11 protein-coding genes are annotated in these 12718 nt (G+C 70.8%); 5 read left to right on the top strand and 6 right to left on the bottom strand.

Going from position 1 to position 12718, the window contains the following annotated elements; all coding sequences use genetic code 11:
• Positions 1 to 23: 23 nt before the first annotated feature.
• The 4 genes from EP757_RS09165 to EP757_RS09150 all read right to left on the bottom strand — a co-directional run bounded on the left by EP757_RS09165 (position 24) and on the right by EP757_RS09150 (position 5213).
• Positions 24 to 3659, bottom strand: coding sequence for an adenylate/guanylate cyclase domain-containing protein (locus tag EP757_RS09165; RefSeq protein WP_127543871.1), 3636 nt, complete (start codon positions 3657 to 3659; stop codon positions 24 to 26).
• Entirely contained in the window at positions 3656 to 4474 is an 819-nt protein-coding gene (locus tag EP757_RS09160) for an MBL fold metallo-hydrolase (protein ID WP_127543869.1), read from the bottom strand. The genes EP757_RS09165 and EP757_RS09160 overlap by 4 nt, the downstream gene beginning before the upstream one ends.
• A 95-nt stretch (positions 4475 to 4569) precedes the next feature.
• On the bottom strand, positions 4570 to 5061 hold the full coding sequence (locus EP757_RS09155; RefSeq protein WP_127543867.1) for a RidA family protein: 492 nt from the start codon (positions 5059 to 5061) through the stop codon (positions 4570 to 4572).
• Complete coding sequence (locus EP757_RS09150; protein WP_014447928.1) at positions 5058 to 5213, bottom strand: DUF4177 domain-containing protein; 156 nt, start codon at positions 5211 to 5213, stop codon at positions 5058 to 5060. Before EP757_RS09150 ends, EP757_RS09155 begins: the two co-directional genes overlap by 4 nt.
• A gap of 118 nt (positions 5214 to 5331) precedes the next feature.
• Here EP757_RS09150 and EP757_RS09145 point away from each other — a divergent pair, with 118 nt between their 5' ends.
• The 3 genes from EP757_RS09145 to EP757_RS09135 all read left to right on the top strand — a co-directional run bounded on the left by EP757_RS09145 (position 5332) and on the right by EP757_RS09135 (position 8190).
• Positions 5332 to 6024: a hypothetical protein gene (locus tag EP757_RS09145; RefSeq protein WP_127543865.1), complete on the top strand. Its 693-nt coding sequence runs from the start codon at positions 5332 to 5334 to the stop codon at positions 6022 to 6024.
• Between the two features lie 15 nt (positions 6025 to 6039).
• Positions 6040 to 6990 (top strand): ArsA-related P-loop ATPase, encoded by a 951-nt coding sequence (locus tag EP757_RS09140; RefSeq protein WP_127543862.1) that lies wholly within the window; start codon positions 6040 to 6042, stop codon positions 6988 to 6990.
• Positions 6991 to 7062: 72 nt separating this feature from the next.
• On the top strand, positions 7063 to 8190 hold the full coding sequence (locus EP757_RS09135) for an ArsA family ATPase (protein ID WP_127554153.1): 1128 nt from the start codon (positions 7063 to 7065) through the stop codon (positions 8188 to 8190).
• A 24-nt stretch (positions 8191 to 8214) separates the two neighbouring features.
• Here the strand turns inward: EP757_RS09135 and EP757_RS09130 are convergent, their stop codons facing one another.
• Positions 8215 to 8514 carry a WhiB family transcriptional regulator gene (locus EP757_RS09130; protein WP_111654190.1) on the bottom strand — a complete coding sequence of 100 codons (300 nt, stop codon included), beginning with the start codon at positions 8512 to 8514 and terminating at the stop codon, positions 8215 to 8217.
• Positions 8515 to 8823: 309 nt separating this feature from the next.
• Between EP757_RS09130 and EP757_RS09125 the strand changes: the two genes are divergently transcribed.
• On the top strand, positions 8824 to 11247 hold the full coding sequence (locus tag EP757_RS09125) for a transglycosylase domain-containing protein (RefSeq protein WP_127543860.1): 2424 nt from the start codon (positions 8824 to 8826) through the stop codon (positions 11245 to 11247).
• A gap of 57 nt (positions 11248 to 11304) precedes the next feature.
• Here the strand turns inward: EP757_RS09125 and EP757_RS09120 are convergent, their stop codons facing one another.
• The gene (locus tag EP757_RS09120; RefSeq protein WP_127543858.1) at positions 11305 to 11757 is read right to left on the bottom strand and encodes a GatB/YqeY domain-containing protein; all 453 of its coding nucleotides are present in this window, start codon (positions 11755 to 11757) and stop codon (positions 11305 to 11307) included.
• Between the two features lie 24 nt (positions 11758 to 11781).
• On the opposite strand from EP757_RS09120, the gene EP757_RS09115 reads away from it, so the two are divergent.
• The gene (locus EP757_RS09115; RefSeq protein WP_127543856.1) at positions 11782 to 12678 is read left to right on the top strand and encodes a metallophosphoesterase; all 897 of its coding nucleotides are present in this window, start codon (positions 11782 to 11784) and stop codon (positions 12676 to 12678) included.
• The last annotated feature ends 40 nt before the right edge of the window (positions 12679 to 12718 follow it).

Raw genomic sequence — 12718 nt, 5'->3', positions numbered from 1 at the left:
AAATACGCCAGGCCGCCGGAAGATCATCCCGGCACGTCAGACGCGTAGGCGACAGTTTCCGGTTCGACACCCGCGAGAGCCAGTGTGTCACGCAGTTCCTCGGCCCCGGCCCGCTCGCTCACCTGCTCGGTCGAGTAGGCCAGCTTCACCGCCTCGTCCGCCGAAGCCCTGGCCTCGTCGAAACGCTCGGCCGCCGCGAGCACCCGGGCCCGCACCATCGCGGCCAGCACACCACTGCGCACATCCTCGGCCGGAACCTCGAAGGCGCGCTCGATCCAGGTCATCGCCGACTCGACACGGCCTTCGGCGAGGAGCGCGGATGCGTACGCCGCCAGCGCGTGCCGACGGCTGAACAGCAACGACGGGGTGGACGTGTCGCTCGCGATCGGCGCCAGCAGCCCGATCGCGGTACGTGCGTCACCCGCCCGCGTCCGCGCCTCGGCCAGCAGCACGCGCGGCCCGACCTGCGCCGGAGCCAGCGGATTGTGCGGCTCGACAGCGATCATGACCCGCTGCGCGTCCGCCTCGGCGGTCGCCAGGTCGCCGCGCTGCAGGGCGACGAATCCGTGCAGCGTCCCGGCCATGCCGAGCAGCAGCGGGTGCCCGGTGCGGTCGGCGTAGACGAGCGCGTCGGTCAGCAGGTCCTGCGCGTGGTCGAGCTCGCCCAGGCCACGGGCGATCGCGCCGCGGACCACCATGGCCAGCCCGCGACCCCAGTCGTCGGAGACCTCGTTGAACTCCCGGTAGGCCCGGCGCGCCTGACCGTCGGCGGCGCCCAGGTCGCCGAGCTCGGCAGCGGCGTAGGCCTCCACGACCCGCAGCGTGCCGACCGCCCAGCCCTCGCCGACCCGGTCGCCGAACGGCAGGAAGATCCGGGCGAGCCGGCGTGCCTCCTGCAGGCGGCCGGCCAGCAGCCGGGCGAACGCCGTGGTGCCGCGCAGCCAGGACCGGCCCACCTGGTCGCCCAGCTCGGCGAAGAGGCGCGCGGCCCGGCCCAGCACCGCGTCGGTGCCGGCGAAGTCGCCGCGGGTGGTGGTCACCCAGGCGAGGTTCTGCAGCGCCCAGGCCTGGCCGTGCCGGTCGCCCGCGGCGAGCGTCACCTGATAGGCGGCGGCGAACCGGCTACTCGCCTGGCTCAGCTTGCCGGCCAGGAAGTCGGCCATGCCGAGGCGGCGCATCGCGTTGGCGCGCTCCGGCAGCAGCTGCGCCTCAGTGGCCACTTCGAGCGCCTCCTGCCAGGCCGCGACGGCCTCGCTGGTGTCGCCGAGGGCTTCGTGCGCGCGGCCCACCAGGATCATGCCCTCGGCCCGGCAGAGCGGGTCGTCGGCGGCCGCCTCGGTGATGTTCTCGCCGGCCGCGAGCGCCTCCTCGGCCCGGCCCAGGCGCAGCAGCGCGCGGGCGTGCACGAGCTGATCGGGCAGGGGCAGGCCGTCCTGGGTGAGGGCGGCGGCGCGTTCGGCGTACTCGATCGCGGCGGCCGGTTCGATGTTCGCCAGCGCGCGGCGGGCCATCCGGCCGAGCGCCGCGACGCCGAGCGGCGCCACCTCGCGGGCGGTCGCGTCCGGGCGCAGCCGCACCGCGTCGGCCAGGCCGACAGCGCACTCGGCGTGGGTCGCGATGAACGCGTCCCGGTCGTTGCCGGTGAGGTTGAGCCGGACCGCGCCGTCGTGGCCGGGCCGGTCCACCGACTCCGGGGCGGCCCAGGTGGCCAGGTAGGCGTGCCGCTCCGCAAGGTCGGCCTTGCCGATTCCGGCGTACGCCGCCTCGCGCATCAGCGGGGTGGTGAACTGGTAGCCGCCGCGCGACCGGTGCAGCATGCGGCGCTGCAGCAGCTCGTCGATGGTGCGTTCGAGCTCGACCGTGGAGACCGCGCCGGGCCGGGACTCCGCCGCCCGCCGTTCCTGGAGCGCTTCGAGGACGCCGCTCGGCACCGTCGTACCGGCGACCGACGCGTCGCGCAGCACCGCCCGCGGCTCGACCGAGAGCGCGTCGATGCGGGCCGCGAGGACGGCGGCGAGGTCGCGGGAGAGCAGCTGGCTGTCGAACGAGCCGGCGGCGAGCTGCCAACGCCCGGCCGCGTTGGCGCCGACGGCCGGCGTCAGCGCGCCCCGCTCCATCAGCAGCGTGACCATCTCGGCCAGGTAGAACGGGTTGCCCTGCGCGGTGGCGAGCAGCCGGTCGTTGTCGGCCTGCGGCAGTTTGCCGCCGCTCAGGTACGACGTGAGCAGCCGGGAGGCGTCCGCTCCCCGCAGCGGGGGCAGGGTGTGCACCTCGGCGTCGGCGAGCCGGGTCATCACCCCGGCGGTGCGGACCAGCTCGGGGCGGCCGAGCAGCAGCACCACGACCGGGCCTTCGAGCTGGGAGAGGGTGTCGCCGAGCGCGTCGATCGTGGTGGCGGTGGCGTCGTGCAGGTCGTCGACGATCACCACGAGCGGGGCCTCGGCGGCGAGAGCGTTCAGCACGCCGCCCACGGCCACCGAGATGGCCTCGGCGTCGACACGTTTGGCGCTCGGCGGCCAGTCGGCGGGCGCGATCGGTCCGCCCGGGTTGGCCTTCGCCTCGCCGTAACCGAGCAGGACCAGCAGGCGGTCGGTGTCGAACTGGGCGCCGAGCCGGCCGGCCAGCTTGCGCAGGCGCTCCTCGACGACCGTGCGGCCGACCGTGGCGGTGACGTCCTTGGGCAGGCCGCCGGCCTTGCGGATGATGTCGGCGAGCGGCGCGAACCGGCGGCGCTCACCGAACGCGCGGCAGCGCACCCGCAGCACCCGGGCGCCGTGCCCGGAGTAGGCCCCGGATCCCACCTCGTAGCCGGCGGCGAGACGTTTCACCTCGCCGGCGAAGCGGGACTTGCCGATGCCGGCCTCCGCGGTCATCACCATGATCCGTGGGGTTCCGGAGTCGATCGCCTCGGCGAGCCGCCCGGAAACCCGGCCCAGCTCGGTCTCGCGGCCCACGAACGGCGCCTCGTCACCGAGGCCGGACCGGGTGCCGGGAGCGTCGTGCAGGCCGAGCAGCTCGTAGGTCGGAACCGGCTCGCGCTTGCCCTTGAGCCGCAGCGGGCGCAGCTGCCGCCAGGACGCCACGTGGCGAGTGCCGCCGCTGGTCCGCTCGCCGGCGTAGACCGCGCCGACCGCGGCGGCGTCGGCGAGCCGGGCCGCCGTGTTCACCGTGTCGCCGATGACCGTGTATTCGATGCCGGCCTGCATGCCGGCGACCACCTCGCCGGTGTTGAGGCCGACCCGCAGACCGAGCGGCGCGCCGCCGCCGCGCTCGTCGTCGAGCACCCGGCGGACCGCGCGCTGCATGCTGAGAGCGGCCCGGACCGCGCGCTCGGCGTCGTCCTCGTGCGCGACCGGCGCGCCGAAGACCGCCATGATCCCGTCGCCGGTCAGTTTGTCCACGTGGCCGCCGAACGTCTTGACCGCACCGGCCAGGGCCGCGAGCACCCGGTCGGTGACCGCGCCGACCCGCTCCGGGTCGAGGTCCTCGGACCAGGAGGTGAAGTCGGAGAGGTCGCCGAAGAGCACCGTCACGATGCGGCGCTCGGCGGCGGGCAGGGTGGCGGCGTCGGGGGACGCCGCGCCGGGCAGCGCCGCGCCGCAGTGGTGGCAGAAGCGGGCGCCGGGCACGGCGACGGTTCCGCAGACGGGGCAGGTCACGGCGGATCCAACCGGTCGGGGGTGGCCCCGGATTCCCGGCGCAGGTGATCGATCTGCGCGGCGGCCGACCACTCGGCGGCGAAGCGCACGCCCGGGTCGATGTCCGGGTAGACCAGATCGACCACGGCGGCGGGTGTGTCGGCGCCGGCGGCCATGGCGGCCGCCACCTGCGCCAGCCGCTCCCGGCGGTGGTCGAGGTAGAAGGAGGCGCGCTCGGCGGTGTCGCCGCGGGCCGGTCCGTGGCCGGGCAGCATCAGCACCTTCTCGTACGCACTGAGCTGCGTGAGGCTCGCCAGGTAGGAGCCCAGGTCGCCGTCGGGCGCGGCCACCACCGTGGTCCCGCGGCCCAGGATCGTGTCACCCGTGAAGATCACCCGATCGTCCTCGCACTCGACGAGAAAACACACCGAATCGCTCGTGTGCCCGGGAGTGTCCAGCACCTGTATTTCGAGCCCGTTCCCACCGAGGTGCTCTTGTGGGTCGAGTGGTCCACCGTGCCGGCAGTGGGCCGGGTCGGCGGCGAGCACGGCGGTGCCACCGAGGATCTCGGAGAGCCGGGCGGCGCCCTCGACGTGGTCGTGATGACCGTGGGTGATGAGGATGAACTGGAACGGACCGTGCTCGGCGATCCGCCGCAGATGTCCCTCGTCCAGTGGGCCGGGGTCGATCACGGTGCCGAAATCCGCACCGGGAGCACGCAGGATCCACGTGTTGGTGCCGTCCAGCGTCATCGGCCCCGGGTTGGGCGCTCGCAGCAGCGTCACCCAACCCGGTAGCCGGTCGACCTCTGCCGACTCGGGCTCAGCACCCCCCATGACCCGAATCGTACGTCGGACCCTGGGCGCTAGCCGAGACACGATGTCCGTTCCGGTCACCTTGGGTGACCAAAAGGGGCCGAATCACCGCAAGATCACGCTACTTCGGCGATGACTTCCACCTCGACGGGCGCGTTCAGGGGCAGTTCGGACACGCCGACGGCGCTGCGCGCGTGCCGGCCCTGCTCACCGAGGACCTCGCCGAAGAGGTTCGACGCGCCGTTGATGACGACGGGCTGGGCGGTGAAGCCGGGAGCGGACGCGACGAAGCCGGTCAGCTTGACGATCTTCACGACCCGGCCGAGGCCGACCAGGGCCTCGATCGCGGCGAGGGCGTTGAGCGCGCAGATCTTGGCGAGCTCGGCGGCCTCCTCCGCGCTGACCTCCGCGCCGACCTTGCCGGCCTTGGGCAGCTTGCCCTCGACCAGCGGCAGCTGACCGGAGACGTAGACGTAGTTGCCGGACTGCACGGCCGGAACGTAGGACGCCAGCGGCGGCACCACGGACGGCAGGGTCAGCCCGAGTTCGGCGAGCTTGGCGTACGCGTCGACGGCGCCCTCGCCGGCGACCGGGGCCGGCCCGGTCATGCCTTCGGCCGCTTCAGGTAGGCCACGAGCTGCTCGGGGTTGGGACCGGGCACGACCTGGACGAGCTCCCAGCCGTCCTCGCCCCAGTTGTCGAGGATCTGCTTGGTCGCGTGTACCAGCAGGGGCACGGTCACGTACTCCCACTTCTGCATGACTTGGCCTCTCCCTATAAGTCGGATACCGGCACAGCTTAGGGCCCGGACGATCGCCCGGTTGGCTAGCCTGACTAAGGCTGATGCGGAGAGTGATAGCGAGAGTGCGGAGGGTGAGATGGTCGAGGAGCCGGACGGGGAGTTGCCGGTCGCCGGGAGCCAGCCGCCGCCGCGTCACCCGCCGGCCTCGGACGCCACCGAGGTGATCCCCGTGGTCGGCTGGCAGCAGCCGGACAGCGCGGGCTGGCACGCACGGCACGAGAAACCCGGCGAGTGGCAGCATCCGCCGCCGGAGCACCTGGCGTACCAGCACTCGCCGCCGATCTGGGTGGGTTCGCCGACCGCGCAGGCCACGACGATGCCGGATCCGGGGCGCCGCTCGGCCGTCTTCCTGTCGCTCGCCTTCGCCGCGACGCTGGTCCTCTGCGGAGGCGGGGCGGTCTCCGCCTACCTCCTCTTCCGGGACGCCGACAATCCCGGCTCGGCCGACCCGGCGACGGCGGTCAACCGGTTCCTCACCGCCGTCTACACGCAGCAGGACGCGAAGACCGCCGAGAACCTGGTGTGCCGCAAATCTCGGGACGACCGGAAACTCGCCGAGCGGGTCGAGCAGATCAGCGCCTACGCCGGCGGCTACGACGGCGCGGTCTTCCGCTGGGACGATCCGGCCGTGGCCAGCACGGACGAAGAACAGGCGAAGGTCTCCGTACGGGTGGTGCTCTCCACCTCCGACGAGAAGACCGCCGCGCAGGACCTCGAGTTCACGGTGGTCCGCAAGGCCGGCTGGCTGGTCTGCGAAGTCGCCGGTTAGCCGTAACTTAGATGCATGGGCGAACAGCGCAACTGGCCGGAGCGGCTGCACGTGGTGACCGGCAAGGGCGGCACCGGTAAGACCAGCGTGGCCGCCGCCCTCGCGCTCGGCCTGGCCGCGAGCGGGCGGCGCACGCTGCTCGTCGAGGTGGAGGGCCGGCAGGGCATCGCGCAGCTGTTCGGCCTCGACCCCCTGCCGTACGCGGAGAAGCGGATCGCCACGACCACCGGCGGCGGCGAGGTCCGCGCCCTGGCCGTGGACCCGGAGGAGGCCCTCCTCGAATACCTCGACATGTTCTACAAGCTCGGCGCGGCCGGCCGGGCCCTGCGCAAGGTCGGCGCCATCGACTTCGCCACCACGATCGCGCCCGGACTGCGGGACGTGCTGCTCACCGGCAAGGTGAAGGAGGCCACGACCCGCTCGCAGGACGGCCGCCGGGTGTACGACGCGGTGGTGCTGGACGCGCCGCCCACCGGCCGGGTCGGCCGGTTCCTCAACGTCACGGCGGAGACCGCCCGGCTCGCCAAGGTCGGTCCGATCAAGACACAGAGCGACGGCGTCGCCGCGCTGCTGCGCTCGCCGATGACCGCCGTGCACGTGGTGACGCTCCTCGAGGAGATGCCGGTCCAGGAGAGCCTGGACGCGATCGCCGAGCTCACCGCCCTGCACATCCCGATCGGCCGGGTCATCGTGAACGGCGCCCGGCCGGCTCTCCTGCCCGGTGGCAAGGTCACCAAGGCTGAGGTCAAACGGGGTCTGGTGGCGGCCGGTCTGCCCGCGTCCGCGGCCACGGTGAGCCAACTCACCGCCGAGGCACAGGCGCACCTGACCAGGCGGGAGCTGGAGGAGTCGCTCCGGGTCGAGTTGGCCGAGCTGGGCCGCCCGATGGTGGAGTTGCCGCTGCTGCCGGACGGCGTGGATCTGGCCGGTCTCCAAGATCTGGCAGGCCGGCTTCTCCGCTCCTGATCCGCCATCCGACCGCCCGCCCACCACCCTTAAAACGGACTGAAGACACACTAATCTTGAACGGTGGCTGACTTGACCGCTCCACGGCTTGACGTCGACCGCCTGCTCTCCGATCCGGCCGTCCGCATCGTGGTGTGCTGCGGCGCCGGCGGCGTCGGCAAGACCACCACCGCCGCGGCCCTCGGGCTGCGCGCGGCCGAGGTGCACGGGCGCCGTACGGTGGTGCTGACCATCGACCCGGCGCGCCGGCTCGCGCAGTCGATGGGCCTCACCGAGCTGGACAACACTCCCCGCCAGGTGAAGGGCATCGACCCGGCGAGCGGCGGCGAGCTGCACGCCATGATGCTCGACATGAAGCGCACCTTCGACGAGGTGGTGGAGCAGCACACCCGCCCGGAGCGCGCCGCGGAGATCTTCGCGAACCCCTTCTACCAGGCCATGAGCTCGACCTTCGCCGGCACGCAGGAATACATGGCGATGGAGAAGCTGGGGCAGCTGCGGGCCGCCGACGAGTGGGACCTGATCGTCGTCGACACCCCGCCGTCCCGGTCGGCGCTCGACTTCCTGGACGCTCCGGCGCGCCTCTCCCGGTTCCTCGACGGCCGGATGCTGCGGATGCTGCTGGCTCCGGCGCGGGCCGGCGGCAAGAGCATGTTCAGCCTGGTCACCGCGTCGTTCGGGCTGTTCTCCCGGACCGTGCAGAAGATCCTGGGCGCACAGCTGCTGACCGACCTGTCCGGTTTCGTGGCGGCGCTGGATTCGATGTTCGGTGGCTTCCGCGCACGTGCGGATCAGACGTACCGGATATTGCAAGATCCTCAGACCGCGTTCCTGCTGGTCGCCGCGCCGGAGCGGGACGCGGTGCGGGAGGCGGCCTACTTCGCCGAGCGCCTGGTCGCGGAGCGGATGCCGCTGGGTGGTCTCGTTCTGAACCGGATGCATCAGGCCGAGCCGGCCGGTCTCACCGCTGAGCAGAGCGAGGCGGCCGCGGCCGAGCTGGAGGCGGCCGGGGATCAGGCGGTCACCGCCGACGTGCTGCGCATCCATGCGGGCCTGTTGAGGCAGACCGATCGAGAGGTACGGGTGGCCGCCACGTTCACCGACGCGTTCCCTCAGGTGCCCACGACGGCTGTCGCGGCACAGCCCGCCGACGTCCACGACGTCGACGGGCTGCGAACGATCGGTGCTTTACTCGCCTGACCGGCTGCTTGATCAGATCGAGTGTCAGCTGGAGACGAGCACCTTGTCGGCGCCCTTCTCCTTGAGTGCGGCCTCGAAGGTCTTCCGCCAGCTCGCCACATGCGGGTGGCGGCGCAGGAGCGCCCGCCGCTCGCGTTCCGTCATGCCTCCCCAGACGCCGAACTCGATGCGGTTGTCCAGGGCGTCGGCGAGGCACTCGTAGCGGACCGGGCAGCTGCGGCAGATCCTCTTCGCCACGTTCTGCTCAGCACCCTGCACGAACAACGCGTCAGGGTCGCCACTCTGACACGCCGCCATGCTGGGCCAGTCGCTGATCATCCCCATCGGTAAACGTCCCCCCTTGTTTCCCCCCGGCGTCCGTGGCCGATGTCCCCCATCCACGCGGACGCCCTCTGCGATGTCTCGCCGGACCATCATGCTCCGTAGTTGGTCGATTACGCAACGTTGTCCCTCAAATACGTATAGCCCGGTAGTTCCGGGCATAGCGGCCAGGGGCGGATGACCGAACGGGGGTATCTTTGGTGCATAAGCCGAAAAACACTCCGCCAAGCGGGGTGACGGGTCACACTCTTATCGGGCGAGTGGGGCCTTCTCGCCGGGCGGTCGCGTGCGCTGTTCGCGTACCCTGCTCGGGTGACCTCCTGGCTTCGCAGACGCGATCACAACATCTTCACGAACGCGACCTCGCTGTTGATATGCGGCCTGCTGGCCGGCGTGGTCGTGGCCGCAGCAGCTTTCCCGGCCGCCGCGATGACCGGATTGGCCGCCAAAGCGGGTGGTCAGACGTTCGCGAACCTGCCCAGTGAGCTCAAGGACTTCAGTTCACCGCAGATCACCCGGATCTACGCGTCCGACGGGCGCACCCAGATCTCGCAGTTCTACGACGAGTTCCGCAGCGACGTTCCGCTGAAGGACATCTCCAAGAACATGCAGAACGCGATCCTCGCTGCCGAGGACCGGAAGTTCTACGAGCACAACGGCGTCGACCTCAAGGGTGTCGCCCGGGCCTTCGTGAGCAACAACCAGGGCGGGACCCAGCAGGGCGCCTCGACCCTCACCATGCAGTACGTGCGGATGTCGCTGGCCTACTCGGCGACCAACCCGCAGGAGGTGATCGACGCGACGAAGGACAGCCCGAAGCGCAAGGTCACCGAGATGAAGTACGCGCTGCAGGTGGAGAAGCAGCTCACCAAGGAGCAGATCCTCGAGCGCTACCTGAACATCGCGCCCTTCGGCAACCAGGCCTACGGCGTCTTCGCCGCGAGCCAGGTCTACTTCAACAAGAAGCCGAAGGACCTGTCGATCGCCGAGTCCGCGATGCTCGCCGGCATGGTGAAGGCGCCGAGCAGCTTCAACCCGACCGTCCCGTCGGGTCACTCGCAGATCACCGAGCGCCGCGACAACTACATCATCCCCGGCATGGTCCAGCTCGGGATGATCACGCAGGCGGACGCCGACAAGGCGAAGAAGGAGAAGGTCCCCACCAAGGTCAAGCCGGTCGGCAACGGCTGCGCCTGGGTCGCCAAGAACAACTGGGGCTTCTTCTGTGACTACTTCTACCGCTGGTGGCTCGGCCAGGAGGCCTTCGGCGCGACCGAGTACGACCGTGAGCGCCGGCTGAAGAGCGGCGGCTACCGCGTCGTCACCACGCTGGACCTCAAGGGCCAGGCCGCGGCGCGCAAGCAGATCAGCGACCGGCAGAAGGACACCAACAAGAACGCCCTGCTGCTCGCCGGCATCCAGCCCGGCACCGGCAAGGTGCGCCTGCTGGCGACGAACCGGAAGTACAAGCTCGACGACCCGGAAGACCCGCAGAACAAGATCTCCTCGGACCCGAAGAAGGCGGCGAAGGGGATCCGGGGCACCTACCCGAACACCACCAACCCGCTGCTGTCCGGTGGCGGCGACATCACCGGTTACCAGGCCGGCTCGGTGTTCAAGATCTTCCCGATCATCGCGGCGCTCGAATCGGGTCTCCCGCTGGGCACCACGATCAAGGCGGAGAAGCAGTACAAGTCGGGTTACATCGTCCAGCGAGGCTCACCCGCGGCCTGCGCCGGAACCCACTTCTACTGTCCGAAGAACTCGGGCGGTGGCGGCGCCGGCGTCTACACGATGTGGTCCGCCTTCGCGAAGTCGATCAACACGTACTTCATCCCGCTCCAGGAGCGGGTCGGCACCGACAAGGTGGTGGCCGTCGCCAAGCGCTTCGGCGTGCAGTTCCGCGAGCCGAACGACGCCTTCATGACCACCAAGGAGGGCGGCGTCGAGCAGTGGGGCGCATTCTCCCTCGGTGTGACCGCGTCCACGCCGCTGGACATGGCGAACGCGTACGCCACGCTCGCCGGCGACGGTAAGTACTGCGAGCCCACCCCGGTCGAGCAGATCACCACCAAGGACGGCGAGAAGATCGACGTCGGCAAGCCGCACTGCATCCAGGCCACCACGAAGGACGTGGCCCGGGCCGCTCTCGACGCGGCTCGCTGCCCGGTCGGCGACTCGGCCCAGATGGGCGCCTGCAACGGCGCGACGGCCGGCCCCACCAAGGGCATCGTCAACCACCCGGTGTTCGGCAAGTCCGGCACCACCGACGCCGACAAGACCGCGTCGCTGATCGTCGGCACCACGTCGATCGTCGTGGCCGGCTACATGGTCAACCCGGACTACCCGGACCACAAGGACCACATGTCGCACCAGATCATCAACCCGGCGGTGCAGTACACGGTCGCGGCGTACATGAAGGGCAAGCCGAAGGTCCAGTTCAAGAAGCCGAGCAGCACCAAGATCGCGTACGGCGATCAGCGCTCGATCGCCGACGTGACCTGCGACTCCGTCGGGGCGGCCCGGGATCGGCTCGAGGGGCAGGGCTTCTCGGTCTCGACCGGCTCCACCGTCGACTCCAAATGCCCGGCCGGCACCGTGGCGGGCACGAACCCGTCCGGCCGGACGATCAAGGGCGGTGTCGTGGTCCTCGAGATCAGTAACGGCAAGCAGGACAAGCCGGATCCCGAGGAGAGCGAAGAACCGGAACGTCCCGGCAACAACGGGCCCCGGTAGTTCTCAAACGTCAGCGGGCGGGAGATCTGATCTCCCGCCCGCTTTCATTTGCCGTCCTTACGTCAACTGGCGGCGCACCTCGGCGGCTACCCGGCCGCCCTCCGCGCGCCCCGCAACGGCCGCCTGGGCACGTTTCATGGCCGGTCCCATCTGCGCCTTGCCACTGAAGCCGCCCGCTGCGAGCGCCTGCGTCACGATCTCGGCGATCTCCGCGTCGGTGAGCTGCTTCGGCAGGTAGCGGTCCAGCACCTCGCCCTCGGCGGTCTCCTTCGCCGCCTGCTCGGCCCGTCCCGCCCCGGAGAAGGCGGTAGCGGCCTCGCGGCGCTTCTTCGCCTCCTTGGTCAGCACGGCCAGCACCTCGTCATCGGAGAGCACGCGAGCGGCCTCACCGGCCACCTCGGCGTTCTGCACGGCGGCGAGCGCCATGCGCAGCGTGGAGGTGGTCAGCTCGTCCCGGGTCTTCATGGCGGTGTGCAGGTCATCGTTCAGGCGGTCTTTCAGCGTTCCCATGGCGGAGAAACTACCCTTGCCGTCATGCGTAAGCGCTCCTTTATCACCGCCGCCGCCGCGCTGACCGCCGTTGGCGGGGCGACGTTCGCCTATGCCTCCCTCATCGAGCGCAACCTCTTCACGCTCCGCCGCTTCGACGTGCCGGTGCTCGAGCCGGACGCGGAGCCGCTGCGCATCCTGCACATCTCCGACCTGCACATGATGCCGGACCAGCGGCGCAAGCAGGATTTCGTGGCGGCGCTGATCGGCACCGACCCGGACCTGGTCATCAACACCGGCGACAACCTCTCCTCCCCGTACGGCGTACCGGGCGTGCTGCGCGCCCTCGAACCGTTCCTCGACCTGCCCGGCGCGTTCGTCTTCGGTTCGAACGACTACAAGGGGCCGGTCTTCAAGAACCCGCTGCGTTACGTGCTGCCCGGCGAACGGGAGTACGTGCAGGGCAACGACCTGCCCACCGAAGACCTGCGGGCCGCGCTCGTGGACGCCGGCTGGGCCGACCTCAACAACGCCCGCACGATCCTCAAGGCCGGTGGCCGCTCCATCGAACTGGCCGGCGTCGACGACCCGCACATCCAGCAGGACGACTACCCGTCGGTGGCCGGCCCGATCAGCCCCGGCGCCGACCTGCACCTCGGCGTCACCCACACCCCCGCCTCCCGGGTCCTCGACGCGATGGCCGGCGACGGCTTCGACCTGCTGCTGGCCGGCCACACCCACGGCGGCCAGGTCTGCGTCCCGTTCTACGGCGCGCTCACCACCAACTGCGACCTGCCGCACTCGATGGCCAAGGGCCTGCACCGCTGGCCCGGCTCCGACGCCTGGCTGCACGTCTCGGCCGGTCTGGGCACCCACCCCACCGCCCCGATCCGCTTCTCCTGCCGCCCAGAAGCCACCCTGCTCACCTTGATCCCGCGCTGACCTGCGCTTTTGCGGTTTAGGGGTACCCGTTTTCGCGGAT

Source organism: Actinoplanes sp. OR16, from assembly GCF_004001265.1.
GTDB lineage: Bacteria > Actinomycetota > Actinomycetes > Mycobacteriales > Micromonosporaceae > Actinoplanes.
The sequence above is the reverse complement of the archived record's forward strand: the minus strand, read 5'-3'. Positions and strand labels throughout refer to the sequence as shown.

What these genes read in the sequence shown, in the direction of transcription:
- EP757_RS09160 (WP_127543869.1), bottom strand. Translation starts at nt 4,474, where the DNA reads ATGGGGGGTGCTGAGCCCGAGTCGGCAGAGGTCGACCGGCTACCGGGT.
- EP757_RS09145 (WP_127543865.1), top strand. Translation starts at nt 5,332, where the DNA reads ATGGTCGAGGAGCCGGACGGGGAGTTGCCGGTCGCCGGGAGCCAGCCG.
- EP757_RS09130 (WP_111654190.1), bottom strand. Translation starts at nt 8,514, where the DNA reads ATGGGGATGATCAGCGACTGGCCCAGCATGGCGGCGTGTCAGAGTGGC.
- EP757_RS09155 (WP_127543867.1), bottom strand. Translation starts at nt 5,061, where the DNA reads ATGACCGGGCCGGCCCCGGTCGCCGGCGAGGGCGCCGTCGACGCGTAC.
- EP757_RS09115 (WP_127543856.1), top strand. Translation starts at nt 11,782, where the DNA reads ATGCGTAAGCGCTCCTTTATCACCGCCGCCGCCGCGCTGACCGCCGTT.
- EP757_RS09140 (WP_127543862.1), top strand. Translation starts at nt 6,040, where the DNA reads ATGGGCGAACAGCGCAACTGGCCGGAGCGGCTGCACGTGGTGACCGGC.
- EP757_RS09120 (WP_127543858.1), bottom strand. Translation starts at nt 11,757, where the DNA reads ATGGGAACGCTGAAAGACCGCCTGAACGATGACCTGCACACCGCCATG.
- EP757_RS09150 (WP_014447928.1), bottom strand. Translation starts at nt 5,213, where the DNA reads ATGCAGAAGTGGGAGTACGTGACCGTGCCCCTGCTGGTACACGCGACC.